The sequence below is a fragment of the Liberiplasma polymorphum genome (assembly GCF_043951795.1).
Taxonomy (GTDB): Bacteria; Bacillota_I; Bacilli_A; order Izemoplasmatales; family Izemoplasmataceae; genus Liberiplasma; species Liberiplasma polymorphum.
This window is the reverse complement of sequence record NZ_JBIOAG010000013.1, coordinates 21,347-47,840: the sequence shown is the minus strand read 5'-3', so window position 1 is coordinate 47,840 and position 26,494 is coordinate 21,347. Positions and strand designations below refer to the sequence as shown.

The window sequence follows — 26,494 nt, the reverse complement described above, 5'->3', positions numbered from 1 at the left end:
TAGTATGGTCTTATAACATTGTTATTTTAACTTAAAATATTCTATATTGCAAGTCATTAAAACTTTTAGCCGTTGCGTTTTTTAATAATTTCTTCGGCAATAGATTTAGGTGCTGGTTCGTAGTGAGAAAATGACATTGAGTAATTCCCACGACCTTGAGTATTTGATCTTAAGCTCGTTGCATAACCAAACATTTCTGATAATGGAACTTTAGATTCCACTTGGTATGCGTTTCCACGTTGTGATTGTGCTTCAATTTTACCACGGCGTGAGTTGATATCTCCCATAACATTACCTAAGTAATCTTCTGGTACAATAACATCTACATCCATGATTGGTTCTAAAAGAATTGCTTTACACAGTTCTTTCGCTTTTTTAAGTGCCATTCCTGCAGCTACTTTGAAAGCCATTTCTGATGAATCTACATCATGGTATGACCCGTCATATAATGTTGCTTTAAGGTCGATTAATGGATATCCCGCAATAATTCCGTCTTCTAAAGATTCTTCGATTCCTTTTCCGACTACTGGAACATATTCACGTGGAACTACACCACCAACAACTGCATCAGCATATTCAAATCCTTTTCCTGGGTTTGGTTCGAATTTGATCCAAACGTGTCCATATTGTCCACGTCCACCAGATTGACGTACAAATTTTCCTTCAATGTTTGCAGCAACAGTAATCGTCTCACGGTAACTAACTTGTGGTGCGCCTACGTTTGCTTCTACTTTGAATTCACGTTTCATACGATCAACAAGGATATCTAAGTGAAGTTCTCCCATTCCAGCTATGATAGTCTGACCAGTTTCTTGGTCTGTGTAAGTACGGAATGTTGGATCTTCTTCTGCAAGTTTTGCAAGGGCATTCCCCATTTTATCAGAGTCTGCTTTTGATTTTGGTTCAATCGCGACACTAATAACTGGTTCAGGGAAGTTCATTTTTTCTAAGATGATGTCATATTTTTCTTCTGCTAATGTATCACCGGTAGTTGTGTTTTTAAGTCCGATAGCTGCAGCGATATCACCTGCATACACCACGTCAATTTCTTCACGGTGGTTGGCATGCATTTGAAGAATACGACCAATTCTTTCTTTGTTTCCTTTAGTTGTGTTCATTACATAAGAGCCTTTGTTTAAGACACCTGAGTACACTCTAAAGAATGTTAATTTTCCAACAAATGGATCTGTCATAACTTTAAATGCTAAAGCAGCAAATTTATGATCATCACTTGAAGGTATTTTTACTTCGGTTCCATCTTTTAAAGTTCCTTTAACTTCAACAACATCAGTTGGAGCTGGTAAGTAACTAATGACAGCATCAAGCATCATTTTTACACCTTTATTTTTAAAGGCACTTCCGCATAATACAGGGAAGAATTTAACACTTAATGTAGCAATACGAATGGTTTCTTTAATCATTTCAAGAGGGACTTCTTCATCTTCTAAGTAAAGTAACATAAGTTCTTCATTAAAATCTGCTAAAGATTCTAATAAGTCTTGTCTTTTTTCTGCAACGATTTCTTGTAAGTGTTCTGGAATTTCAATTTCTTGAGCTACTTCTTCAGCTGCTCCATCAAAATGATAGGCTTTCATTTCAACTAAATCGATAATTCCTGAGAATTGGTTCTCAGAACCAATTGGCCATTGAATCGCTGCAGCGTTAACGCCTAAACGCGATTTAATGGTTGATAAACTGTATGCAAAATCTGCACCAATTTTATCCATTTTGTTTACGAGTACAATTCTTGGTACTCTATATTCAGTCGCTTGTCTCCAAACGGTTTCAGTTTGAGGTTCAACACCCGCTTGGGCATCTAATACTGCTACTGCACCATCAAGGACACGAAGCGAACGTGATACCTCAACTGTAAAGTCTACGTGACCTGGAGTATCAATAATGTTTACTCTGTGGTCTTTCCAAAACGCAGTGGTGGCAGCTGATGTGATTGTAATTCCACGCTCTTGCTCTTGTTCCATCCAGTCCATTTGTGAAGCACCATCATGTGTTTCACCGATTTTATGAATCTTTCCGGTATGAAATAAGACGCGTTCGGTTGTTGTGGTTTTACCCGCATCAATGTGTGCCATAATTCCAATATTGCGTGTTTTTTCTAAACTAAATGCACGCGCCATAATGAGTGCTCCTTTCTACCAACGATAATGTGCAAATGCTTTGTTAGCGTCTGCCATTCTATGCATGTCTTCACGTTTTTTAACTGAAGCGCCAACGCCGTTTGCGGCATCAACAATTTCCTTCGCTAAACGCTCTTCCATTGTTTTTTCATTTCTTAGTCTTGAATATAATACTAACCATCTTAACCCTAAAGTGAATTTTCTTTCTTCACGCACTTCTACTGGTACTTGATAGTTTTGTCCACCGATACGACGTGAACGTACTTCGAATGTCGGCATGATGTTTTTTAATGCGTCTTCGAATACTTCAAGTGGTGGGCGGTTTGTAATTTCTTCAACACGATTAAACGCGTTATATAATATTTGTTGTGAAGTTCCTTTTTTACCATCTTTCATGATGCTATTGATGAGTTTTGTCACCAATTTTGAATTATACATCGGATCTGGTAATACGTCTCTTTTTGCAATATGTCCTTTACGAGGCATAGTTGACTCCTCCTTTCAATAGGTATGTTTCCGTTTTATAATTATACGCTCAAATTATTGAGGTTTTTTAGTACCGTATTTTGAACGGCCTTGTTTACGTTTATCTACACCGGTAGTGTCACGTGTTCCGCGAACGATATGATAACGAACCCCTGGTAAGTCTTTTACACGACCACCACGAATTAATACAACACTATGTTCTTGTAACTTGTGTCCGATACCAGGAATATATGCGGTTACTTCGATTCCGTTTGTTAAACGAACACGTGCGTATTTACGTAACGCCGAGTTAGGTTTTTTTGGTGTCATCGTAGCAACACGAGTACAAACCCCACGTTTTTGTGGACTAGGTGCATCAGTATACTCTTTTTTAATTGAGTTAAAACCGATTCCTAAATGTGGTGATTTGGTTTTTCTGATTTTAGAATGTCTTCCTTTACGTACCAATTGATTGATTGTAGGCATTGGGATCCTCCTCTCTAAATATGTACAACACATCCATGTGTGCCGTGGTTCTCATAAAAACAAGGGCTGTAACACTACCCTGATGTTTTTCTTTATATTTAAGCATTGTTATTATATAACACCGAACCTGGTGTGTCAATAGATTTGAAAAATTTTTTAAAAAAAAGAAATGAAGGGTGTTTCCACCCTTCAAATTATTCATATAAATTATCGTCGTCATCAAATCCTGTAGCTAAATCTTCAAATAATTCTTCGTCTGTATCATCATCGAAATCATCGAAATCAACGTCTTTTGCACGGGTAATTTGATTGATTGGTTCATCATCTTCATCGTCTTCTAGTTCTGGTTTTTCATAATCGAATGAAGTATGTTTTAAAATCCCTGTTCCTGCTGGAATGAGACCACCGATGATAACATTTTCTTTTAATCCAACTAAATCGTCCACTTTACCACGTATTGCCGCATCTGTTAACACACGAGTGGTTTCCTGGAAACTCGCTGCACTTAAGAATGATTCACTTCTTAATGATGCACGGGTAATACCAAGGAGTACCGGACGTCCAACTGCAGGACGTTTACGTTCTTTTAATGCGTTTGCGTTGGCAACTTTGAACTCTCTAATTGAAACTTGTGCACCTGGTAATAAGTCAGTGTCACCTTCAATAATGATGTTAACTTTACGCATCATTTGGTGAACAATAATCTCAATATGTTTATCTGAGATTTCTACCGATTGTGCACGGTAAACTTTTTGAACTTCTTTTAAAATATATTCTTGGACGGTTTCAGCATCAGTAGCTTTAAGTAATTGTTTAGGATCGATAGACCCTTCAGTGATTTGTTGACCTGCTTCAACTTCATCGCCCACTTTTACAAGTAAAGTAACTCCACTATTGGTTTCATAGACATGAATGTCATAGTTTCCTTTAACGGTAACTTTATAGCGTTCGTTGATTTGTTCGATGTCATCAATTCTACCATCGATTTCACTGATGATTGATTTCCCCTTAGGTGTACGCGCTTCAAAAAGTTCTTGAATACGAGGTAACCCTTGAGTAATATCGGCACCAGCAACCCCTCCTGTATGGAAAGTACGCATGGTTAACTGTGTTCCAGGCTCACCAATTGATTGTGCTGCAATAATCCCAACACTTTCACCAACTTCTACTTTTTCACCTGTTGCTAAGTTTTGTCCGTAACATTTTTTACATAATCCACCTTTTGCATTACATGTTAATACTGTACGGATTTTAACTGCATCAATACCTGCATTTACAATTTGTCTTGCTAAGGCTTCAGTAATATAAGTGTCTTTTTGAACGATGATTTCGCCTGTTTTTGGATGAACGACTGTTTGTTGGCTATAACGCCCAATTAATCGATCAATTAACGGTTCAATCATACGGTTATCAGAATCAATAATTGAATGAACAATAATACCTCTATCAGTTTGACAATCTTCTTCAGTAATAACTAAATCTTGACTGACATCTACTAAACGACGTGTTAAGTATCCTGAATCGGCTGTTTTAAGTGCGGTATCCGTTGAACCTTTACGTGCACCATGCGTTGAGATAAAGAATTCACTCATCGTTAATCCTTCTCGGAAGGCTGCTTTAATTGGAAGCTCAATGGTTTTCCCAGACGGGTTAGACATAAGTCCACGCATCCCTGCAAGCTGTGTAAAGTTTGAAGCATTCCCACGGGCACCAGAGTCACTCATCATAAAGATGTGATTATCTTTTGGTAGTTCCGCTAGTAATCCTTTTTGGATACTGTCTTTTGTTTTTGTCCATACTTTAAGAACTAATTCATAACGTTCATTATCAGTAAGTAATCCTAATTCAAACAATTCTTGGATTTGTTCAACTTCGTGGTCTGCAGCCGCTATTTCTTCGATTTTTTTACTATATGGCGTAACATCAAACGCACTTACAGTGATTCCGGCGAATGTTGAATATTTAAATCCTAAATTTTTCATTTTATCTAACATTTTACTGGTTTCGTTAATTTTGAAATCAACAAATACACGTGAAATGATCATCGATAAGAATTTTTTCTTGAATGGTTCTACTAATGGCATTTCCTTAATAATTTCTGGAATATTTTGTCCACGTTCAATAAAGTAAACATCAGGTGTATTTTCTTCTAAGTTTTCTTGAGTCGGTTCATTTAAGTAAGGGAAACTTCTTGGAAGAATTTCATTGAAAGTAAGTTTACCAATGGTGGTTACTAAATAACCATTTTTTTGCTTTTCAGTTAATGGTGCGTTTCCTAATGAACTACCGCGTAATGCTATACGAGAGTGTAGGGTAACTTCTCCGTTTTCATAAGCGAGTAGTGCTTCGTTATAATCACCAAATACTTTACCTTCCCCCTTTGCACCAGGGCGTTCAAGGGTAAGATAGTAATTTCCAAGTACCATATCCTGAGACGGGGTAACAACAGGTTTACCATCTTTAGGGTTAAGAATGTTATTTGAAGCAAGCATTAAAATACGTGCTTCTGCTTGAGCTTCTTCACTAAGTGGCACATGAACTGCCATTTGGTCTCCGTCAAAGTCCGCGTTAAACGCTGTTGTAACAAGTGGGTGTAAGCGGATAGCTTTTCCTTCAACTAAAATCGGTTCGAATGCTTGAATCCCAAGTCTATGTAAGGTAGGTGCACGGTTTAATAATACTGGATGCTCACGAATAACTTCGTCTAATACAGACCAAATTTTCGGATCTAAACGTTCAATTAAACCTTTTGCACTTTTAATGTTTGTCGCAATATCACGTTCAATTAATTCACGAATAACAAATGGTTTGAATAGTGAAATAGCCATTTCTTTAGGTAGACCACATTGATACATTTCTAAGTCTGGTCCAACTACGATAACACTTCGTCCTGAATAATCTACACGTTTACCAAGTAAGTTTTGACGGAAACGTCCTTGTTTACCACGTAACATATCTGAGAGTGATTTTAATGGACGGTTCTTTTCAACAACAACTTTACGTCCTCGTTTAGAGTTATCAATTAAAGCATCAACGGCTTCTTGAAGCATACGTTTTTCGTTTTTCGTAATTAAATGTGGTGCGTTTTGTTCTATTTGACGTTTTAAACGATTATTACGGTTTAAGATACGACGATATAAATCGTTTAAGTCTGTTGTAGCGAAACGTCCACCATCAAGTTGTACCATTGGGCGAAGTTCCGGTGGAATAACTGGTAATACTTCTAATACCATCCATTCAGGTTTATTATCAGAATTTTTGAACGCTTCTAATATTTCTAAACGTTTGATGATTTTTTCACGTTTTTGTTTCGCAGCATGAGGAAGTTCTTTACGTAATTTATACGCATCCTCAGCTAAATCTAGTTGTTGAAGTAAAATCTTAACCGCCTCAGCACCTGTTAAAGCTCTGAAACGACTACCATACTCCATATATTTTTCTGTATATTTCGCTTCTGAAAGAATTTGTTTGTATTGTAAGTCAGTATCACCTTTGTCGATGACAATGTATGACGCTAAGTATACAACTTCTTCTAAGTCTTTTGGTTTAATATCAAGTAATGTAGCAATACGTGAAGGTGTATTTCTTAAGTACCAAGTATGAACAACTGGTGCTGCAAGTTTAATATGCCCCATACGTTCACGACGTACTTTACTTTCAGTTATTTCTACACCACAAACCGGACATTTTTTTCCACTTTGTGAGCTTCTTTTAGATTTATTATTACATGCACATTGGAAATCTTTTGTTGGACCAAATATTTCTTCACAGAACAACCCTTTGCGTTCTGGTTTTAGTGTACGATAGTTGATGGTTTCGTGCTTTTCTACTTCTCCGAATGACCATGATAGAATTTCTTCTGGTGATGCTAATCGGATTTTGTAATGTGAGAATTTTTTACTCATATCAAATCACCTTGCCTTTAGGAATTGAAGCCGTATTTGTCAATAAAGTCTTCTGCGTCTGAATCTTCAACTAAGGATTTGTTTGCCTCATTTTTCTTTGTTTCACGATTAATGAGTTCAACATAAATACCTAAGGCTTGAAGTTCACGCGTTAAGACTCTAAATGATTCAGGTAGGCTTGGTCCTGGAATGCTTTTTCCATCAACGATTGCTCTAAATACTTTATTTCTACCAATAATGTCATCACTCTTAACAGTTAACATTTCTTGTAAACAGTAAGCAGCACCATATGCTTCAAGTGCCCATACTTCCATTTCTCCGAAACGTTGTCCACCATTTTGAGCTTTACCACCCATTGGCTGTTGTGTTACAAGGGTATAAGGTCCGACGCTTCGTGCATGAAGTTTATCGTCAACCATGTGGTCTAGTTTAATCATGTGCATAACGCCTACAGATACATCATTATCATAAGCGTCACCGGTTCTACCAGAGAATAATTTTGTTTTACCGTTTGGTTGCATCCCAGCTTCTTTCATAATTTCAACAAGGTCATCGTTCTCAACCCCATCAAATACTGGTGTTGCAACGTGAATACCTAAACGTTTAGCTGCCATTCCTAAATGAATTTCAAGAACTTGGCCAATGTTCATACGTGATGGTACTCCAAGTGGGTTTAACATAATATCGATTGGTGTTCCATCTGGTAAATATGGCATATCTTCTTCAGGTAATATTTTAGAGATAACCCCTTTATTACCATGACGACCCGCCATCTTGTCACCTTCTGAAATTTTACGTTTTTGAACAATAAATACTTGAACAACTTCGTTTGCACCTGGTGGTAATTCGTCATCATTTGCGCGAGAAAAATATTTAACGCTTTGAACGATTCCGCCTCCACCATGAGGTACTCTTAATGAAGTGTCTCTAACTTCACGTGATTTTTCACCGAATATTGCTAAGAGCAGTTTATCTTCAGGGGTTGGATCAGTATGTCCTTTAGGGGTAATTTTACCAACTAAAATATCGCCTTCTTCAACTTCTGCACCAGGAATAATAATGCCTGTATCATCTAAGAAACGACGGCCTTCTTCTCCAACGTTAGGAATTTCACGGGTAATTTCTTCTTTACCAAGTTTTGTTTCACGTGCTTCAACTTCATACTTTTCAATATGGATTGAAGTATATACATCTTCTTTAACAAGACGTTCACTTAAAATAATCGCATCTTCATAGTTGTATCCATTCCAGGTCATAAATGCAACGACTACGTTTCTACCTAATGCAAGTTCACCTTGATCCATTGATGGACCATCTGTAATAACATCTCCAGCATCAATCACATCACCAATTCTTACAATTGGAATTTGATTCATATTGGTTCCTTGATTACTTCTTTCGAACTTTCTTAAGCGATACGTATCATAAGTACCGTCTTCTTTTCTAATTATGATAGATTTTGAATCAACAAAATCAACAACACCTGGCGCTTCAGCTACTAAACAAGCCCCTGAATCTTTTGCGGCTTTGTATTCAATCCCTGTCCCAACAAATGGTGCTTCAGGACGAAGTAATGGAATCGCTTGACGTTGCATGTTTGCACCCATAAGTGCACGGTTTGCATCGTCATGCTCTAAGAAAGGAATACATGCTGTTGAAATAGATACGATCTGTTTTGGTGAAACGTCAATAAGTTCAATGGTTTCTTTCGCAAACATTTTAGTTTCTCCCATGTAACGTGCAACGACGTTATCATTAAGAATTATTTTGTCATCATCTAGCTGCATGTTTGCTTGCCCAATGGTGTATTGTTCTTCTTCATCTGCAGTTAAAAATACCATATCACCTGTAACAGTCATTTCAAATTGACCGTCACCTAAATCTTTAGAATCAACTTTTAAATAAGGGGTTTCAATAAATCCGTACTTGTTAACAGTTACGTATGAAGCTAAACTGTTGATAAGACCGATATTTTGTCCCTCAGGTGTTTCGATAGGACAGATACGTCCGTAATGTGAATAATGAACGTCACGAACTTCGAATCCGGCACGATCACGGGTTAAACCACCCGGTCCAAGTGCTGATAAGCGACGTTTGTGTGTTAGTTCATCTAGTGGATTGGTTTGAGACATAAACTGTGATAACTGACTTGAACCAAAAAATTCTTTCAGTGAACTGGTTAAAGGACGAATATTAATGAGGTTTTGTGGAGTAATATCTTGCGCCCCTTGTGTACTCATTCTGTCTTTAACATTTTTCTCTAATTTAGATAATCCAATTCTAAATTGATTTTTCAGTAATTCACCAATAAGTCTTAAACGACGGTTTCCTAAATGATCAATATCATCTAGGCGACCATAGTTGTCAAATAAGTTTAAGTAGTAACCGATACTTGCGATGATATCAGAAGGCACGATATGTTCTTTGTCTTCTTTAGTATTGTTTCCGATTACTCGGATAACAATTTCTTCATCTTGACGATTTCTATGGTTAATATCTAATATTTCCACTTTTGCAAGTTCTAAATATAAGTCTTCTTTTTTAAGTGTTTCTTCAATGGTAGAAACTAAGACATCATATGCTTCGTTTCCTTTATCTGCAATAAATTGTTTTTTTGTAAATCCTTGATGTTTTAAATAACCTTTGACGTACTCTTCAGTCGTTAAATATTTTCGAGAGCGAATCATATCTAGTTTTTCTTCTTCAGTTAAATAACTTAGGTAAGGGTTCGCTTCAAGCACTTGTTTTTGAGCTGCAAAATCATATTCCAGTCCAGCAGCCATAACCCCAGGAATTTCTTGGGTAAATAAGTGTCTATTTTCATCAAGAAGTTTTAAAACTTTACGGTCTATATTTACATCTTTTGCTAAAACCACTTCACCTGTTTCAGGATTAATTAGGTCATGTGCTAAAGATTTTCCGCGTAAATGATTTAAGATATTTAATTTTTTATTAAGCTTGTAACGTCCGACTTCTGCAAGTTCATAACGTTTAGAGTCAAATAAACGACTAACAAAGAAGCTCATTGCTCCTTCAATTGTAGCGGTTTCACCTTGTCGTAATTTAGAATATACTTCTAAGATTGCATCGCTAGATGAACGTGTTAAGTCCTTTTCTAAAGTACTATCAAATAATGGATTATTTTTATAAAGTTCCTTCATTTGTTCGGTACTAGAAAATCCTAATGCACGAAGTAATGTCGTCATTGGAATTTTTTTAGAACGGTCTAATTTAACAAATAAAATATCTTTTGATCCGATTTCGTATTCTAACCATGCACCACGATTAGGAATAACTTGTCCTAAATATTTTCTTCTTAAAGTTTTTTTATCAATCTCTTCAGAGAAGAATACACCAGCACTACGTACAATCTGAGATACAATTACACGCTCTGAACCGTTTATAATAAATGATCCAGTCGGAGACATAAATGGGAAATCACCCATAAAGATTTTTTGTTCTTTAATTTCACCGGTAGTTTTGTTTACTAATTTCACACTTACGCGTAATGGTCTTGCGTAAGTTAAATCTTTTTCTTTCGATTGAGCAATGTCATACTTTGCTTTACCGAATTCGAAATCTTCAAAATACAGTTCGAGATCTTGCGTAAAGTTTTCAATAGGTGAAATGTCTTTGAATAATTCCTCTAATCCATGTTCGACAAACCATTTAAATGAATCTGTTTGAACTTGAATTAAATTAGGTAATTCAATGTTGGATTTTACACGAGAATAATTTCTTCTTTCACGTGCTTTTCCATATTTTACAATTTTGTAATTCACTAATATTCACCCCGTTTTTTGTTTAAAAAAGTGACTACAACACAAAAAAGCGCATTGTATCGCATTTTGATATTTTAGCACAAGCTTGTCAATTAGTCAATGAGTTTATACATTGCAGTACATGAAAGCCTTTTTGCTTTTTAACTACATGAACCTCGTAATGATTTTTCAGAAATTCGATTGCAGATAAAGCGCCATGTTTCTTATGCATGACAAGCCAAAGTGTGCCGTTTTTATTCAAATGCTCTTTTGCGGTTTTAAATAATTGGTATAATGATTGTTTTCCAATACGTATTGGTGGATTAGAAATGATATGATCAAAGCTTTCATTTACAGCTTCAAACCCATCACTGTAGATAATTTTAACATCGACATTATTGAGTTGTGCATTACGTGTTGCTAGCGTAAGTGCACGCTCGTTGATATCAATCATCTGTGTTTTAGTTTGAAATGCTTTCGTAACTGAAATGCCAATGATACCATAACCTGTTCCTAAATCTAGTATTGATGCGCCGTTATTAATATTTAAGTGATTCAATAATAAATCAGTAGCGTCATCAACATGATCTTTTGAAAATACACCATGATCACTTATAAAAGATAAATTGAATCCTCTATAGGTGTATGCTATCGTTTTTTCATTTGATTTTGTGTCCGTATTTTTAGAAAAATAATGTGACATAAATCCACCCTTTTCTAAAGGCTTTTAGACAGGCAAAAACCTGAGTATATAAACTCAGGTCTTTTTATCTGACTAATAAATTACTTAACTTCAACTGTAGCGCCAGCTTCTTCTAATTTAGCTTTAATTTCTTGAGCATCTTCTGGGCTAATTTGTTCTTTAACAACACCTGGAAGGTTGTCTACTAATTCTTTTGCTTCTTTAAGTCCTAAACCAGTTAATTCACGAACCACTTTAAGAACTCCAATTTTTTTCGCTCCAGCATCAGTAATTACTACGTTTACTTCGCTTGGTGCAGCTTCTTCAGCAGCAGCAGCTGGTCCAGCAACTGCAACAGCACTTGGGTCAACTCCGAATTCTTCTTTCATTAAGTCAACTAAGTCTTTTAATTCTAATAATGTTTTTTCTTTTAACGCTTCAATAATTTGTGCATTTGTTAATGCCATGGTAGTTTCCTCCTTATATTTACGATTTACGCATTTTGTTCTAGATTTTCAATATGTAAGCTTAAGCCGATTGCAAATTCTTTAATCGGTTGCAATAATCCACCTGCGAACATTGTAAGTAATGTTTCTCTTGATGGAAGAGTTGCGATAGTAGTCATTTGTGCATTGTTCATGAATGCTTCGTCCACGATACCAACTTTCATTTCAAGTTTCTTGTGGTTTTTAGCGAATTCGTAAACAACTTTAGCCGCTGATACGCTATCAACGTTTGAAAATGCAACAGCATTAGGTCCGACTAAATGATCTGCCATTTCTTCAAAGCCCAATTCTGCCATTGCACGGCGTGTAATGTTGTTTTTAATAACTTGCATTTCACAACCGTTGTTAAGTAATTCAACACGAAGATTTGTAACTTCTTCAACTGTTAATCCTAGATAGTCTAAGATTACAACTGATTTAGATTCTTTTATCTTCTTAGTTAATTCTTCTACGAGTAATTGTTTTCTTTCAATTGCTTTTTGTGACACAGTTCCACCTCCAATAGTGTTAATAAAAAACCTCTTCTATCTAACGATAAAAGAGGACTATATACAAATATAGTTGATTCTTTCATCTCGTTAGGATTTTAAGCCGTAGCACCTAAGTCTTAGACAGAATTTTATAGTTGAGTTTGTAAGTAATTATGATTTTGCGATTGAGCTTGGGTCAAGTTTGACTCCAGGGCCCATGGTTGATGCAATTGATAAGTTTTGTACATAAATTCCTTTTGCGGTTGCAGGTTTTGATTTCATCATTGTATCGAAGAATACTCTTAAGTTTTCAAGGATTTGAATTTCAGTAAATGAAACTTTTCCTAAAGTAACATGAATGTTACCAACTTTATCAGTACGATACTCTACTTTACCTGCTTTGATTTCTTCAACAGCTTTTGCAACATCGAATGTTACAGTACCAGTTTTTGGATTCGGCATAAGTCCTTTAGGTCCTAAAGTACGTCCTAATTTTCCTACCTGAGCCATCATGTCTGGTGTTGCAACTACAGTATCAAAGTCTAACCATCCAGCTAATACTTTATCTACTATTTCGTCATCGCCAACATAATCAGCGCCTGCTGCTTCTGCTTCTTTTGCTTTTTCACCTTTTGCAAATACTAATACACGTTTTACTTTACCAGTACCGTGTGGTAATACGATCGCACCACGCAAGTTTTGATCCGCTTTACGTGGGTCAATATTAAGGCGAATTGCGCATTCAATTGAAGCATCAAATTTCTCAAAAGAAATTTCTTTAACTAAACCAATCGCTTCAGTTGCTGCATAGCGTTTTGATTTATCTACTTTTTCTAATGCAGCTTTGAATTTTTTACCTTTAGCCATATTTTTTTCCTCCTAAATGTGGTCTAACGGAATCTCCTCCCACAAATAGTTGTTAGAAACAACTAATTGCTTAGTCCTTAATTACGATTCCCATGTTTCTTGCAGATCCTGCAATGATGTTCATTGCCGCTTCAACGTCATTTGCGTTTAAGTCAGGCATTTTTAGTTCTGCAATTTCACGTAATTGATCACGTGTAATCGTTCCAACTTTTTCTTTAAGTGGATTTCCAGAACCCTTTTTAATTCCAGCTGCTTTGATTAATAAATCTGCTGCTGGTGGGGTTTTTGTTACAAATGTAAATGTACGGTCTGTATAAACTGTGATCACAACTGGAATAATAGATCCCATTTTTTCTCTTGTTTGATCATTAAATTTAGTACAGAATTCTTGGATGTTAACCTGTGCTTGTCCTAATGCCGGACCAACCGGTGGCGCTGGATTCGCCTTCCCTGCAGGAATTTGTAACTTAATAACCGTCTTAATATCTTTAGCCACGATAGACACCTCCTCTTATTCGTGATGTGGTAATCAGATTCTTTATTTGGAATCCTCCCACTCTAAACGCATGCATAATGCACGCTTTGCTATTATATACGATTGACTGTTTAGTGTCAAGTGAAAATGCGTGATATCTTAAACAAAGAAACAAGGAATGAAAAAATCATTCCTTGTGAATTTATTGTGGGTCTATTTCGTCGAATTTCAGTTCTGCTGGCGTTTGTCTTCCAAACATTTCAACAAGTACTGTAACTTCGCCTTTTTCTGCATCAATTTCATCAACAATCCCAATTTGATTTGTAAATGGTCCTGAAGTAACACGTACTTTTTGACCGATTTTTACATCAAGCTTAGGTGTTTGTAATAATCCTGCTTTTTTAAGTATTGGGTTGATTTCTTCGGGTGGTAATGGGATTGGCTTAGTTCCGCCACCACTACTGCCTAAGAATCCTGTAACACCAGGTGTATTACGGACAACAAACCATGAGTCATCAGTAACAATAAGTTCTATAAAAATATATCCAGGATAGAGCTTAACTAGTTTTTCTTTTGTAGATCCATCCGCTTTTTTCTCTAGACGAATTTCTTCAGGGATAACAACTGAGAAAATTAAATCTTCCATTTGCATGGATTCAATACGACGTTCTAAATTAGCTTTAACTGAATTTTCTAATCCAGAATAGGTTTGGACTACATACCATCTTTTGTCTGGTAACTTCGTAGCGGTCATCTTAGAATCCAATCTCGTATAACCAACTGAAGATTGGTGCTAATACGCTATCGTAAAGCACGAACATAAACCCTAAGAATGTTATAAATCCAAGTACACGTGCTGTATGGTTTAAGAATAAACTTCTTGTTGGCCATGTCACACGCTTCATTTCTTTAAGTCCTGGAATAAAGAATGGAGAAAATGCTAATGCAATTGCACCTGTCCCAACTACCATGACAATGATAGAGAAGATTGTAATTTTGGTTGGTGTATTAAAAATCCATAATGAAGTTAATCGAATAACAAGCACTTGTCCTTCGAAAATATACACACCAATAATCAATACTAAAATTCCTAAGAATCCTAATAATACACCTTCAAAAGGGTATTCAGTTTTTAATATCTCAAGTAATTTACTTTGTTTTTTCTCGTCAGTTTTTTTAACCATAGTGACACGCTCCTATTTACTTTCTTTGTGGACGGTATGTTTTCCACATCGTTTGCAGAATTTATTCATCGTTAATCGTTCTTTTGAATCTTTATGCTTTAATACTGTGTAATTTCTTGATAAACAGACTTCACAGATTAAGATAACTTTTTTTCTCATTTTTTTCACAACCTTGCAAATATATAATTTAACAAAAAGAAACCTTTTTGTCAAGGTTTACCCTTTGAAATACGCCTTTATCTTTGATTTCGCTCGGTGTAGTGAATTATAAACAGTTTTTGAAGAGGTTCCGAGTTGTTCGGAGATAAATTCTATATCATAATTTTTAATCTCTCTTAATATATAAACACGATATTCAAGTTCTGTCAAAACTTTTTTAATTTCTTCTAGGTGTGCATAAAAATAAACTGAATTTTCTTTTATGCGATGATTGTAGTCTTTAATCTCGTGATAATGAGTTACTTGGGTATGTTTTCTTGATTTTGCAGTTCTAATATAGGTAATAAAATACCGTTCTAGATTGAGTTCTAAAAATTTAGTAAATGTTTTATTAAATGATTCGTCAAAACTTGTAATCGACTTATGTAAAATTAATAAGCTTTCTTGAAACAAATCTTCATAATCATAATTTAGGTTGAACTTATGAATCTTTTTCGCAATAAACCTGGAGTATTTATCCACCATGAATGAGAACGCGTCTTCATGCCCTTCTTGTATTAGGCTAATAAGCTCATAATCATTGTAAAGTGGATATTTCTTCATAACTTAACCCTTTCGTCTTACAATATCTTGTAAAATAATACCACATGAGACACTAACATTTAAACTATTCACATGCCCTACCATTGGTATCTTAACAGTATAATCACAGTTTTCTTTTATTAGTCGACTAAGGCCTTTGCCTTCACTACCTAGTACGATACATAAGTCTGTATCCACATGAATAGCATCTAAAGTTTGATTGGTTTCTAAATCGGTCCCAACTACCCAAACATTATGTTCTTTTAATGTTTTAATCGCTTGATTCAGGTTCGTTACGCTGATAATATCAACATATTCAATCGCACCTGAAGATACTTTAACTACTGTTGGTGTGATTTGTGCACTACGGTGTTTTGGAATAATAACTCCTGTTACACCAAATGCATCTGCACTGCGTAATATAGCGCCTAGATTGTGTGGGTCTTCTACAGAATCAAGCATAATATATAGTTTACTACCTGCTTGAGCTAACGACTTTTCTAGTGTCATGGTTTCATAATCGGCAACCAATGCCCCAATCCCTTGATGTACTGGAGGAAACATTTGATTCATCTTTTGTTTATTTAACTTTTTTACTTTGATATTTCTTACATCAAGTGATGAAATAATTTCTTGATCATGGTTTTCCAAAACATAAAGTTCATAAATTTTTCGGCTTGCTTTAATTGCTTCGTTAACAGGATTTTTACCATGGATTAATATCGCCATACAATGCACCTCACAAATTTATTGTAGCATAGTTTTAGTCTAAATCGGTTTGATAAAAAGTAAAGATTTTCCCACTTAAAATGACTGCAGTGTTTAGTCGTTCGCAGTCATTAAATTGAATAGCTCTCTAATTCTATCCATATTATTATCTAAATATAAATATCCAAATAATGCTTCTAAGCCTGTTGCATACTGGTATGTTTTTAAATCAACATTTCGTGCTTTTCTTGAAATGTTTCCATTTCGACCACGTTTTAAAACGCTTAACTCTTCTTCAGTTAAGTTATGTTCTATGATTGATAAACGTTTGTACTGACCTTCAGCGCATGTGTATTTAACTGCTTCATCATGTAAATTAATTGGTTTAGTAATGCCTTTAGAAAGTAAATATTCTCTGACTAGTAATTCGTATATTGCATCACCTAAATAAGCAAGGGTTTGTCCATTATATTGAGTCAAGATAGAACACCTTTTTCTGTTAATGCATCTCTTAAACGATCTGCCTTATCAAAGTCTTTATTCTTACGTGCATCAGCCCATTCCATGTAGATTGAGCGGGTAGCTTTACTCATTCGTGATACCCCTGGTTTTAGTCCTAACACTTCAAAGAAATCTTCGAATAAATTAAGCGACGCTAAGAGGGCATCAAACCCATCTTTTTGACGTACTTTTTGATTGGTATACTTGGCTAGATTTTGAAGTTCTGTAATGGCATTAGCTGTATTGAAATCTTGATCTAGTGCGGTTTCAAATGCTTCTCTAATCTTTTTTAAATCATCATTTTCTTCGACCGATTCATCTAAATATTCCGCTAAATCAAGTGCATAAAACGCTTGAGAATAGGTGCGTTTTAGTTTGTCCCATTCAGTAACATAATGTTTTAATGCTTCATCTGTATAGTTAATAGGGGCACGGTAATGAGTGCTTAGTGTAAAGAGTCTAAATCCCATATAATCGGTATCTAAATCTTTAACAAAGATATAATTGTTATCACTTTTAGACATTTTTTTGTTATCAATATTTAAAAACCCATTGTGCATCCAATAATTAGCCACAACTTCTTGATGAAGTGCTTGATGTTGGGCTATTTCATTTTCGTGATGTGGAAACATTAAATCTTGACCTCCACCATGAATATCGATTTTACCACCAAAAATATCCTCAATCATTGCCACACATTCAGTGTGCCAACCGGGACGTCCTTCACCCCAAGGTGATGGATATTTGATGCCTACATCAGTAGTTTTCCATAATGTAAAATCAAGTGGATTTTCTTTTTTGGTATTAACTTCAATACGAGAACCTGATTGAAGTTCATCAATCTTTCTTCCCGATAAAATACCATAGTCTTTAATTTTGCTTACTCTAAAATAAACATCACCATCAATACTATAGGCAAAATCTTTATTAATAAGTTGTTCAATGTAATGAATAATGGAGCTCATATATTCAGTAACACGTGGCGCCAGATATTTTGTTGAACTTCCAACACGTTCTACGTCTTCATAAAATGCTTGAATAAATTTTTCAGCAATAACTTTTTCAGTCGTTTCATCTTCGATTGCTTTTGTGATTATTTTGTCATCGACATCTGTAAAATTAGACACGAAATTAACGGTGTAGCCTTTATATTCGAAATAACGTCTAACCACATCAAAGAAAATAACCGGTCTAGCATTTCCGATTTGGATATAATTATAAACAGTTGGCCCACACACATACATATTTACAGTGTTTTTATGAATAGGCTTAAAAGTTTCTAGTGTGTTTGTTAGTGTATTAAATATTTTCATGTGTTTTCACCTGTTTCTTAGTTATTTTCACATTAATTGTATCATAATTCGAGGTTTTATAGATAATGTTATTCATGAAAAAAACAGGCAAGAGCCTGTTTTTAGTTAATTCATTAAAGTTTTTCTACGTTAGAAGCTTGAGGTCCACGATCTCCTTCAGTTACTTCGAACTGAACTTGATCTCCTTCATTTAATGTTTTGAACCCTTCAGCGGTAATAGCGCTATAGTGAACAAAAATGTCTTGTCCTTCTTCAGTGGTAATAAATCCGTAGCCTTTTTCTGAATTAAACCATTTTACTGTTCCAGTCATGTAAAACAAAATCTCCTTCTTTTTAATTGATAGTGTAAATTATACACGGTTTTATTTTAAAATGCAAATATTTTTCGCTTAACAGGGCTTTTTAAAAGCCTTTAGGTGTTAGTTTACTTAATAAGGTCTAGTGTTTTATCTAGATTTTCAAGTAATCTATTTTTTCCCATTAGATGCATCATTTGTGGTAATTCTGGACCATGCATTGCTCCACTTACCGCAATACGTATCGGCATAAAAAGCATTTTGCCTTTCATATTTGTGAGTTTCCCACTTTCTTTAATGAGTTCTTTTAAAGATTCTGGGTTTAATGTAGATGTTTCAATAATTTTCGTTTTAAATATTTCGATTAGATTTACAACACCCTCTTGTTTCATGAAAGATTTTTCTTCAGAGTCTAAAGTGAACGCTTGGTCAAAGAAATCATGATAGAGTTTTACAATTTCTTGTCCATAACTAAGACGGTCTTTAAACACACCAATTAAACTTTCAAACCAACTATCTTCTTGATCGATTCCGATTTGTGCTGAATCTAAGAAGGGACGACATAAACTGATGGTATCTTCAAGTGACAATTGCTTGATGTATCGATTATTAATATAAGCTAATTTATCTTTATCAAATTTTGCTGGGCTTTTTGATAGACGTGATTCATCAAACATAGTTATAAATTCACTCTTAGTAAATATTTCTCCTTCTTCTTTAGGACTCCAGCCGAGTAAAGTAATGAAATTAAATAATGCCTCAGGTAAATACCCTAATGCTTTATACTGTTCAATAAATTGAAGAATAGATTCATCACGTTTTGAGAGTTTTTTATTGTTTTCGTTTACAATTAAAGTCATATGTCCATAAGTGGGATATCGCCAATTAAAGGCGTCAAACACCATAAGTTGTTTTGGTGTATTCGTAATATGATCTTCACCACGTAATACATGAGATATTTCCATTAAATAATCATCTACTACACATGCGAAGTTGTAAGTTGGAATCCCGTTTTGTTTCATCATAACCCAGTCACCAACATCATCAGAACTAAATGTTACTTCACCTTTTACCATGTCATTAAATGTGTATTGCTTATTTTCAGGTACTTTAAATCGAATGGTAAATGGTTTGTCTTGTTCTGGCAGTCCTAAACATTTTCTGGAATAATGAAATTGATCATCTCCACGTGCGATTTGTGCTTCCCGTTCTTCAGTAAGTTCTTCTGAGGTACAATAACATTTATAGGCTAAGCCATTTTCTAATAAAATATCGGTATATTTTCTATATAAATCAAGGCGTTCAAGCTGACTATAAGGTCCATAACCACCATCTTTATCAATTGACTCATCCCAATCAATGCCTAACCATTTAAGATAAGCCATTTGAGAATCAACACCTGTTTCAACATTTCTTGCTATATCTGTATCTTCAATACGAACAATGAAGTCACCCTCATATTTTTTTGCAAATAAATAATTAAATAGTGCCGTTCTTGCGTTACCTATATGTAAGTGTCCGGTTGGACTTGGTGCATAGCGTACTCTAACTTTCATTTTAACGCCTCCTCATCATATTCTATTATAGTATGATTTGTTCAAAATTCAATCTATAAAAAAAGCACAAATAATTGTGCTTTTTTATTGCTCTTAACGCTTGCTAAATTGTGGTGCGCGACGTGCTTTTTTAAGACCGTATTTTTTACGTTCTGTTTCACGTGGGTCACGAGTAATGAGCCCTGCCGCTTTTAATGTTGGACGATAATCTGGGTTGACTTCTAGTAATGCTCTAGTAATTCCTAAGCGGATTGCACCAGCTTGGCCGGTGATTCCTCCACCATAAACATTTACATTGGTATCGAATGATTTTGCGCTATTTGTTAAATCAAAAGGTTGTGACACGTCTAGACGTGTAGCTGCAGAAGGAATATAATCTTCAAATGTTCTACCATTGATGGTAAACTTCCCTGTTCCAGGTGTTAACATAACACGTGCAACGGAACTTTTTCTACGACCGGTTCCACGGTACATAACTTGTTTAGCCATAATAGCCTCCTTAGCCTTTAAGCTCTAAAACTTCAGGTTTTTGAGCTGCATGTGGATGCGATTCTTCAGCATACACAAAGAGTTTCTTGTACATTTGACGTCCTAGTCTTCCTTTTGGTAGCATACCTTTGATTGCAAATTCAATAATACGTTCTGGGTGTTTTTGATTCATTACTTTTGCTGTAGTTTCTCTTAATCCACCTGGATATTGAGAATGCGTGTAGTATTTTTTGTCATCCCATTTGTTACCGGTTAACTCGATTTGTTTTGCGTTAATTACGATCACGTAGTCTCCACAGTCTACGTGCGGCGTGAATGTTGGTTTGTGTTTACCGCGTAAGATAACAGCAACTTCGGTTGATAAGCGCCCAAGTCTTTGTCCTGCAGCATCAATTACAAACCATTTACGTTCTACCGTTTGATTGTTTGCCATATATGTTTTCATAGCTTGATAGCCTCCTAATTATATTATAATAATAGGGCTTGGAGTTTTGTAAAAATGTACCGTCATATATAATAGCTTAAAAGCACGTGTTTGTCAAATTATTTGTGGTTTTTTTTAGCGATTATTTTACGATGTCTCCAGCACTTAATTTTTCTGTTGTTAAAACTTCTAAAGTGTTCTTATTTGAGCCTGCTAGTAGCATCCCTTCACTTAAAACGCCTCTTAATTTCACTGGTTTTAAGTTTGTTACTACTACGACTTTTTTACCTATTAAATCTTTTGGTTCGTAATGCTTAGCAATGCCTGAGACGATTTGACGAATTTTGCCTTTACCTATATCTATTTTAGATACTAATAATTTATCCGCATCTGGATGTACTTCACAATGAATAATTTCACCGATGCGTAAATCTAGTTTTACAAAATCTTCAATGGTTATTTCTTCAATGGTTATCTCTTTTTCATCTATTTCTTCTTTACCTTGAATAATTTTCTTAAGTTTTTCTACTTCTTCTTCTACGTCAAGTCTAGGGAAGAGTGGAATTGGTTTTTTAATTACTTGATATTCCTTTTGTACACCAAACTCAAGTGCGTCCCAAGTAGTAAGATTGTCAGGGACATTAAGTTGTTTAAATAATGCTGGTGCAGCATCTAATAAAATGGGTTTTAATAAGATACCAATATGACGTAAAGATTCTGCTAGATGATATAACACAGTTTCTAATTTATCTTTATTTGCTTCATCTTTTGCTAAGACCCACGGCATAGTTTCGTCAATGTATTTATTTGTACGTGAAATCAAACGCCATACTTCTTGAAGGGCTAAAGATAATTTTAATGTATTCATATTGTTTTTATATTGTAAAACGACATCAGTAATCGTATTTTGTAAATCTTGATCAAACTCTGTTTGGTCTCCGTGGAATCCTGAGATGGTCCCTTCAAAATATTTATTGATCATAGAAATAGTACGATTTAGTAAGTTCCCAAAGTCATTTGCTAAATCGAAGTTAATACGCTCAATAAACGCTTCTGGACTAAATACACCGTCCCCACCATAAGGAAGTTCTCTAAGTAAGAAATAGCGTAACTCATCTAGCCCGTAATGCTTTAATACAACATCTGGATAAATGACAGACCCTTTTGATTTACTCATTTTTCCATCTTTCATCATGTAAAAACCATGTGCGTGTAGTTTAAAATTTACAGGGATATCTAAAGCCATTAACATAATCGGCCAATATATTGCATGAAATCTTAAAATATCTTTTCCTACAACATGGACGACTTCTTGACCATTCCAATACTTTTGGTAAAGTTGATCTTGGTCTGTCCCATAGCCTAATGCGCTAATATAATTAGATAATGCATCAATCCAAACATAAACAACATGTTTTGGGTTTGATACAACTTTAATTCCCCAATCAAAAGTTGTACGTGAAACACTTAAATCATTAAGTCCTTGTTTAATAAAAGCAATGACTTCATTTTTTCTTGTTTCTGGGGTAATAAAATCTGGTTTATCTTCAATAAAATGTAATAGTTTTTTCTGATACTTTGATAATTTAAAGAAATAACTTTCTTCTTCTAATTGACTGGTTTCTCTTCCACAATCTGGACAAGTATGATTTTCAGATAATTGCGTCTCAGTATAAAAAGATTCGCAAGGCATACAGTAATAACCTTTATAGGTTCCTAGATAAATATCTCCTTGTTCAAGTAACTGTTCAAAGATTTTTTGAACTACCGTTTTATGACGTTTTTCTGTTGTACGAATAAAATCATCATAAGAGATATTTAGTTTGTCCCAAAGTGCTCTAGTTTCATTAGCCATTTCTGTTACATGATCTATAGGTGAAAGATTTCTCTCAGAAGCTACCGTTTCGATTTTTTTTCCGTGTTCATCCATTCCAGTTAAGTAGTAAGTATCAAATCCACGTAACTTTTTATAGCGTGTTAAAGTATCACATAACACTGTTGTATACGTGTTTCCAATATGTAATTTTCCACTTGGATAGTAGATTGGTGTTGTAATATAAAATGTTTTAGACATGAAAGGTCACTCCTTTAATCTTGAAAATGTTTTTTATGGGTTTGATACGCCATGTAAACATCATTTTTTTTCATGTTTCTTGATTTTGCCGCTTTTTTTATGGCTTCCATTTCACTTAAGCCATCTTGAATAAGTAATTCTATATGATTAATGACGTCACCTTCTGTTACAACGGTGTCATCAGTAAATCCTTCAACAACTAAAACCATTTCTCCTTTTAGTTCTAAGAACTCATTAAAGGTTTCTAAGTCAATGTGGATATATTCCTCAAAACGTTTAGTCAATTCTCTTGCGAGGGTAACTTTGCGTGATTTAAATATCGTTCTTAAGTCAAGTAAAGTCTCGTTGATGCGGTGCGGAGCCTCATAAAATATCAACGTATAAGGTGATTTTTTTAACGATTCTAGCGCCTTTTTTCTAGCTGAAGATTTTTGTGGCAAGAAGCCATAAAATATAAATGGATGACTTTTTATACCAGAACTTGTTAAGGCAGTTAAAAATGCCGTAGGTCCAGGTATACTAACTACTGGATACCCTGCACTGATAATATCTTGCACAAGTGTTTCTCCGGGGTCGTTAATAAGAGGGGTTCCAGCATCGCTAATTAAAGCAATATTTTTTTCACTTTTTAACTCCTCTAAAATTTGTTCGTTTCTTAATTTTTCATTGTGGGTGTGATAACTATGCATAGGGGTTTTTATGTCAAAATGCTTAAGTAAATGGCCGCTATTTCTAGTATCTTCTGCGTATATTAAATCTACGGTTTTTAAAATACTAAGTGCTCTTAATGTAATATCTTCTAAATTACCAATGGGCGTTGCAACCAAATAAAGTGTTGGTTTATTTTCATGATAACTTTTTTGATGATACATAAAATCACTTTCTTCCATAATTAAATATTTTCATTATTTCTTCGGTGTATGTATTATTTTCATGTACATAAAGTGGTGGTAATATTTTTACACCTGGTAATCCATTATTTGTAGCATCAATTAATACCATATTAGCAAATTCTTCTTTTTTCGGATGCACGAAACGCAATCGTTTTAATGCAAATTTATGTGCCTCTAGTAAAGTAATAATATCTGTTAACCGTTCAGCACGGTGTACCATTACTAAATGGCCTTTGTTGTTTAATAATGTTTTAGCTACTTTGATAATCGTTGCTAAATCGATTAATACTTCGTGACGCGCAACAGTTTTAAAAGGTGATTCGTTTATATTTGAGGATGCTTTATATTTAAAAAATGGTGGATTGCATGTAATTAAATCAATCGAAGTTGATGGAAAGCGTTTTGGTAAATTTTTGATATCCTCTTCGATGATGGTGATTTGATGGTCTAAGTGATTTAGTGAAACATTACGTTTTGCTAAATCTGCAACTTCTTTTTGAATTTCTATCCCTGTAATAGGAATATTTGTTCTAAGTGATAAAAATAGCGGAATAGGGGCAAACCCTGTTCCAAAATCCATTATAGACCGAATTTTACTGTTAAGTGGCACAAAATCTGCGAGTAAGGTTGAATCAAGTGAAAAGTTAAACATATCAGGTCTTTGAATAATTTTAATCCCATCATAACCTAATAAATCGTTAATAACTTCTTCTTTATTCAACGACTTCATTATCATTGTCACCATTACTTGGAATATCGTATTCAAAGATTTTAAGTAGTTGATCTACTTTGTAATGTCTAATGACGCTATCTTCAAATAAAACCTTAACACTTAAATCAATAATATTGGATGCAATGACTTTTCCGATGCCTTCAACAGTTTTTACTTTAGACATCATTTTAGGCATCTTTTGACGGAACTCGTAATAAGTATCGTCTTCATATCTAATACAACATAATAATTTACCACATAATCCGGATATATTCGTTGGATTTAGTGATAAGTTTTGATTTTTAGCCATTTTAATCGAGACCGTTTCAAACTCTCCTAAGAACGTGTTACAACATAGTAAATAACCACATGGTCCAATGCCACCTAGGAATTTAGCTCCATCACGGGCACCAACTTGTCTTAACTCAATTCTTACACGGAACTCATTGGCTAAATCCTTAACTAAATCTCTAAAGTCAATTCTACCCTCAGCCGTAAAATAGATAATCAGTTTACTCTTATCAAGTGTATATTCTGTCCCAAGTAATTTCATATCAAGTTTATGCTTGATAACTAACTGTTTACATACCTTCATAATGAGTGTATTTTCTTCATTATTTCTTTTTTCTTGTTCTATATCTTTTTCAGTGGCTTTGCGCAATACAGGTTTTAATGAAGCAATCAGTTCTGCTTCATCAATAGTTTTCATGGCTTCAATAACTTCGCCAAGTTCAATGCCTCGTACAGTTTCAACTACAACAAAATCCCCGGGATTTAAATCAAACTCGAGGGGATCAAAATAATATTTTTTACCGGCAGTCTTAAAGCGAATGCCTACAACTTTATTCTTCACGTTCAATCCTTCTTTCTAATGCCAACATCAGATTATCAAACGCTAATCGCTCATTGATATATTGTGTGAGTTTATTTTTAAGCACAAGCATTAGTTCTAATTCCTCTAATAACATGGCTTTACTTTTAAACGGTATAATCGATTCTATAATTGCATGTTGGTCTTTAAAAATCATTTTTTTATAATGGTTCATTTTACCATAAATTATGTCTTTTTGATAGTAAATCATCAGATCGATAAGTGCTATATAATCCTCAGTGGATCTAAGAAGACTTTGCGCCTCTTCTTGGAAGGCAATGACTAATGATTTTCCATTAGCTAGATGTTCATACATTACATAAACCAAATCGAGTAACTCAAATAGATTTGGCATAGATAAAAAAGCTTGTGCTTCTGTAATTGTAGATGTTTTAGCCGATGCAAGACGTGCGAGTTGTTCTTCATATCCGTCTTCAATTAACGCAGTGTAAATCGCTTTAGAAGGTAAGTTGTTAAAATGAATTAATTGACTTCTAGAACGGATTGTAGTTAAGAGTTGTTTAGCATCCGATGTTAGTAAAATAGCATAAATATTAGGATGCGGCTCTTCTAAAAATTTAAGCAATGCATTTGATGCATAAGCATTCATGGTATCTGCTTGTTCGATTATATAAATTTTAGAACCTTCTTCAATCGCCGTTTTGTTAAACTCTTCTTGAAGCAAACGGATGTCTTCTTTGACGATTTGGCGTTTTGAAGGTTTGATGGTGTAGATATTAGGGTGAGTCAAATGATTGATTCTACGGCAATTATGACAGCTTCCACACGGTTTATTCGTTTCACTTTGACAAAGAAGTAAAGACGCAAAAAAAAGCGCGGTATCAAATTTCTTTGTGCCCGCTTCACCTTCGAAAATATAAGCGTGCGATAACCGATTATTTTTATAACTATTTTCAAGTATTTTTATCGCTTCTTTTTGAGAAGATCGTAATGTGTCATAATTCATATTTTACACACCT

General features: G+C 34.8%; 26 protein-coding genes and 1 other annotated feature. All 26 genes read right to left on the bottom strand.

Features of this window, described 5'->3' with window-relative positions:
* Window positions 1-65: 65 nt before the first annotated feature.
* On the bottom strand, window positions 66-2,135 hold the full coding sequence (fusA, locus tag ACHAJD_RS04595) for an elongation factor G (RefSeq protein WP_435584696.1): 2,070 nt from the start codon (window positions 2,133-2,135) through the stop codon (window positions 66-68).
* Between the two features lie 15 nt (window positions 2,136-2,150).
* Window positions 2,151-2,621 carry a 30S ribosomal protein S7 gene (gene rpsG / locus ACHAJD_RS04590; protein WP_435584695.1) on the bottom strand — a complete coding sequence of 157 codons (471 nt, stop codon included), beginning with the start codon at window positions 2,619-2,621 and terminating at the stop codon, window positions 2,151-2,153.
* Between the two features lie 54 nt (window positions 2,622-2,675).
* Complete coding sequence (gene rpsL, locus ACHAJD_RS04585) at window positions 2,676-3,086, bottom strand: 30S ribosomal protein S12 (protein ID WP_435584694.1); 411 nt, start codon at window positions 3,084-3,086, stop codon at window positions 2,676-2,678.
* Between the two features lie 194 nt (window positions 3,087-3,280).
* Window positions 3,281-6,991 (bottom strand): DNA-directed RNA polymerase subunit beta', encoded by a 3,711-nt coding sequence (rpoC, locus tag ACHAJD_RS04580; protein ID WP_435584693.1) that lies wholly within the window; start codon window positions 6,989-6,991, stop codon window positions 3,281-3,283.
* 17 nt (window positions 6,992-7,008) lie between these two features.
* Window positions 7,009-10,773 carry a DNA-directed RNA polymerase subunit beta gene (rpoB, locus tag ACHAJD_RS04575; protein ID WP_435584692.1) on the bottom strand — a complete coding sequence of 1,255 codons (3,765 nt, stop codon included), beginning with the start codon at window positions 10,771-10,773 and terminating at the stop codon, window positions 7,009-7,011.
* An 88-nt stretch (window positions 10,774-10,861) separates the two neighbouring features.
* Window positions 10,862-11,455, bottom strand: coding sequence for a class I SAM-dependent methyltransferase (locus ACHAJD_RS04570; protein ID WP_435584691.1), 594 nt, complete (start codon window positions 11,453-11,455; stop codon window positions 10,862-10,864).
* A gap of 80 nt (window positions 11,456-11,535) precedes the next feature.
* A complete protein-coding gene (gene rplL, locus ACHAJD_RS04565; RefSeq protein WP_435584690.1) occupies window positions 11,536-11,901 on the bottom strand; it encodes a 50S ribosomal protein L7/L12 in 366 nt (121 codons plus the stop codon).
* Window positions 11,902-11,927: 26 nt separating this feature from the next.
* Window positions 11,928-12,428 (bottom strand): 50S ribosomal protein L10, encoded by a 501-nt coding sequence (gene rplJ, locus ACHAJD_RS04560; protein WP_435584689.1) that lies wholly within the window; start codon window positions 12,426-12,428, stop codon window positions 11,928-11,930.
* A 15-nt stretch (window positions 12,429-12,443) separates the two neighbouring features.
* Window positions 12,444-12,570 (bottom strand) — a sequence feature (ribosomal protein L10 leader region).
* A gap of 11 nt (window positions 12,571-12,581) precedes the next feature.
* Entirely contained in the window at window positions 12,582-13,277 is a 696-nt protein-coding gene (rplA, locus tag ACHAJD_RS04555) for a 50S ribosomal protein L1 (protein WP_435584688.1), read from the bottom strand.
* A 70-nt stretch (window positions 13,278-13,347) separates the two neighbouring features.
* Window positions 13,348-13,773 (bottom strand): 50S ribosomal protein L11, encoded by a 426-nt coding sequence (gene rplK, locus ACHAJD_RS04550; protein ID WP_435584687.1) that lies wholly within the window; start codon window positions 13,771-13,773, stop codon window positions 13,348-13,350.
* Between the two features lie 181 nt (window positions 13,774-13,954).
* Window positions 13,955-14,506, bottom strand: coding sequence for a transcription termination/antitermination protein NusG (gene nusG / locus ACHAJD_RS04545; protein ID WP_435584686.1), 552 nt, complete (start codon window positions 14,504-14,506; stop codon window positions 13,955-13,957).
* A gap of 1 nt (window position 14,507) precedes the next feature.
* Window positions 14,508-14,936, bottom strand: coding sequence for a preprotein translocase subunit SecE (secE, locus tag ACHAJD_RS04540; protein ID WP_435584685.1), 429 nt, complete (start codon window positions 14,934-14,936; stop codon window positions 14,508-14,510).
* 12 nt (window positions 14,937-14,948) lie between these two features.
* A complete protein-coding gene (gene rpmG / locus ACHAJD_RS04535; RefSeq protein ID WP_435584684.1) occupies window positions 14,949-15,095 on the bottom strand; it encodes a 50S ribosomal protein L33 in 147 nt (48 codons plus the stop codon).
* A 57-nt stretch (window positions 15,096-15,152) separates the two neighbouring features.
* Window positions 15,153-15,698, bottom strand: a complete 546-nt coding sequence (locus tag ACHAJD_RS04530; RefSeq protein WP_435584683.1) for a sigma-70 family RNA polymerase sigma factor — start codon at window positions 15,696-15,698, stop codon at window positions 15,153-15,155.
* 3 nt (window positions 15,699-15,701) lie between these two features.
* A complete protein-coding gene (rlmB, locus tag ACHAJD_RS04525; protein WP_435584682.1) occupies window positions 15,702-16,406 on the bottom strand; it encodes a 23S rRNA (guanosine(2251)-2'-O)-methyltransferase RlmB in 705 nt (234 codons plus the stop codon).
* A 93-nt stretch (window positions 16,407-16,499) separates the two neighbouring features.
* Window positions 16,500-16,865, bottom strand: coding sequence for a Mini-ribonuclease 3 (locus tag ACHAJD_RS04520; protein ID WP_435584681.1), 366 nt, complete (start codon window positions 16,863-16,865; stop codon window positions 16,500-16,502).
* Entirely contained in the window at window positions 16,862-18,199 is a 1,338-nt protein-coding gene (cysS, locus tag ACHAJD_RS04515) for a cysteine--tRNA ligase (protein WP_435584680.1), read from the bottom strand. Before cysS ends, ACHAJD_RS04520 begins: the two co-directional genes overlap by 4 nt.
* 113 nt (window positions 18,200-18,312) lie before the next feature.
* Window positions 18,313-18,510, bottom strand: coding sequence for a cold-shock protein (locus tag ACHAJD_RS04510; RefSeq protein WP_435584679.1), 198 nt, complete (start codon window positions 18,508-18,510; stop codon window positions 18,313-18,315).
* 113 nt (window positions 18,511-18,623) lie between these two features.
* Window positions 18,624-20,051: a glutamate--tRNA ligase gene (gltX, locus tag ACHAJD_RS04505; RefSeq protein WP_435584678.1), complete on the bottom strand. Its 1,428-nt coding sequence runs from the start codon at window positions 20,049-20,051 to the stop codon at window positions 18,624-18,626.
* 93 nt (window positions 20,052-20,144) lie between these two features.
* Entirely contained in the window at window positions 20,145-20,540 is a 396-nt protein-coding gene (gene rpsI / locus ACHAJD_RS04500; RefSeq protein ID WP_435584677.1) for a 30S ribosomal protein S9, read from the bottom strand.
* A 10-nt stretch (window positions 20,541-20,550) separates the two neighbouring features.
* A complete protein-coding gene (gene rplM / locus ACHAJD_RS04495) occupies window positions 20,551-20,985 on the bottom strand; it encodes a 50S ribosomal protein L13 (protein ID WP_435584676.1) in 435 nt (144 codons plus the stop codon).
* A gap of 121 nt (window positions 20,986-21,106) precedes the next feature.
* Window positions 21,107-23,038, bottom strand: a complete 1,932-nt coding sequence (gene metG, locus ACHAJD_RS04490; protein WP_435584675.1) for a methionine--tRNA ligase — start codon at window positions 23,036-23,038, stop codon at window positions 21,107-21,109.
* 14 nt (window positions 23,039-23,052) lie between these two features.
* Window positions 23,053-23,910 (bottom strand): 16S rRNA (cytidine(1402)-2'-O)-methyltransferase, encoded by an 858-nt coding sequence (rsmI, locus tag ACHAJD_RS04485; RefSeq protein ID WP_435584674.1) that lies wholly within the window; start codon window positions 23,908-23,910, stop codon window positions 23,053-23,055.
* A gap of 4 nt (window positions 23,911-23,914) precedes the next feature.
* Window positions 23,915-24,661, bottom strand: a complete 747-nt coding sequence (locus tag ACHAJD_RS04480) for a tRNA1(Val) (adenine(37)-N6)-methyltransferase (RefSeq protein WP_435584673.1) — start codon at window positions 24,659-24,661, stop codon at window positions 23,915-23,917.
* A complete protein-coding gene (locus tag ACHAJD_RS04475; protein WP_435584672.1) occupies window positions 24,645-25,496 on the bottom strand; it encodes a PSP1 domain-containing protein in 852 nt (283 codons plus the stop codon). Before ACHAJD_RS04475 ends, ACHAJD_RS04480 begins: the two co-directional genes overlap by 17 nt.
* Window positions 25,486-26,481, bottom strand: a complete 996-nt coding sequence (holB, locus tag ACHAJD_RS04470; protein ID WP_435584671.1) for a DNA polymerase III subunit delta' — start codon at window positions 26,479-26,481, stop codon at window positions 25,486-25,488. The genes ACHAJD_RS04475 and holB overlap by 11 nt, the downstream gene beginning before the upstream one ends.
* Window positions 26,482-26,494 lie beyond the last annotated feature (13 nt).

Coding starts and splice junctions, on each gene's coding strand:
- rplL (WP_435584690.1), bottom strand. CDS start 11,901: ATGGCATTAACAAATGCACAAATTATTGAAGCGTTAAAAGAAAAAACA.
- rpoC (WP_435584693.1), bottom strand. CDS start 6,991: ATGAGTAAAAAATTCTCACATTACAAAATCCGATTAGCATCACCAGAA.
- ACHAJD_RS04510 (WP_435584679.1), bottom strand. CDS start 18,510: ATGACTGGAACAGTAAAATGGTTTAATTCAGAAAAAGGCTACGGATTT.
- rplM (WP_435584676.1), bottom strand. CDS start 20,985: ATGAAAACATATATGGCAAACAATCAAACGGTAGAACGTAAATGGTTT.
- nusG (WP_435584686.1), bottom strand. CDS start 14,506: ATGACCGCTACGAAGTTACCAGACAAAAGATGGTATGTAGTCCAAACC.
- holB (WP_435584671.1), bottom strand. CDS start 26,481: ATGAATTATGACACATTACGATCTTCTCAAAAAGAAGCGATAAAAATA.
- fusA (WP_435584696.1), bottom strand. CDS start 2,135: ATGGCGCGTGCATTTAGTTTAGAAAAAACACGCAATATTGGAATTATG.
- rpsG (WP_435584695.1), bottom strand. CDS start 2,621: ATGCCTCGTAAAGGACATATTGCAAAAAGAGACGTATTACCAGATCCG.
- rplA (WP_435584688.1), bottom strand. CDS start 13,277: ATGGCTAAAGGTAAAAAATTCAAAGCTGCATTAGAAAAAGTAGATAAA.
- metG (WP_435584675.1), bottom strand. CDS start 23,038: ATGTCTAAAACATTTTATATTACAACACCAATCTACTATCCAAGTGGA.
- rpmG (WP_435584684.1), bottom strand. CDS start 15,095: ATGAGAAAAAAAGTTATCTTAATCTGTGAAGTCTGTTTATCAAGAAAT.
- ACHAJD_RS04530 (WP_435584683.1), bottom strand. CDS start 15,698: ATGAAGAAATATCCACTTTACAATGATTATGAGCTTATTAGCCTAATA.
- cysS (WP_435584680.1), bottom strand. CDS start 18,199: ATGAAAATATTTAATACACTAACAAACACACTAGAAACTTTTAAGCCT.
- gltX (WP_435584678.1), bottom strand. CDS start 20,051: ATGAAAGTTAGAGTACGCTATGCACCAAGTCCAACCGGACACTTACAT.
- rpsL (WP_435584694.1), bottom strand. CDS start 3,086: ATGCCTACAATCAATCAATTGGTACGTAAAGGAAGACATTCTAAAATC.
- rlmB (WP_435584682.1), bottom strand. CDS start 16,406: ATGGCGATATTAATCCATGGTAAAAATCCTGTTAACGAAGCAATTAAA.
- rpsI (WP_435584677.1), bottom strand. CDS start 20,540: ATGGCTAAACAAGTTATGTACCGTGGAACCGGTCGTAGAAAAAGTTCC.
- ACHAJD_RS04480 (WP_435584673.1), bottom strand. CDS start 24,661: ATGAAGTCGTTGAATAAAGAAGAAGTTATTAACGATTTATTAGGTTAT.
- secE (WP_435584685.1), bottom strand. CDS start 14,936: ATGGTTAAAAAAACTGACGAGAAAAAACAAAGTAAATTACTTGAGATA.
- ACHAJD_RS04570 (WP_435584691.1), bottom strand. CDS start 11,455: ATGTCACATTATTTTTCTAAAAATACGGACACAAAATCAAATGAAAAA.
- rsmI (WP_435584674.1), bottom strand. CDS start 23,910: ATGTATCATCAAAAAAGTTATCATGAAAATAAACCAACACTTTATTTG.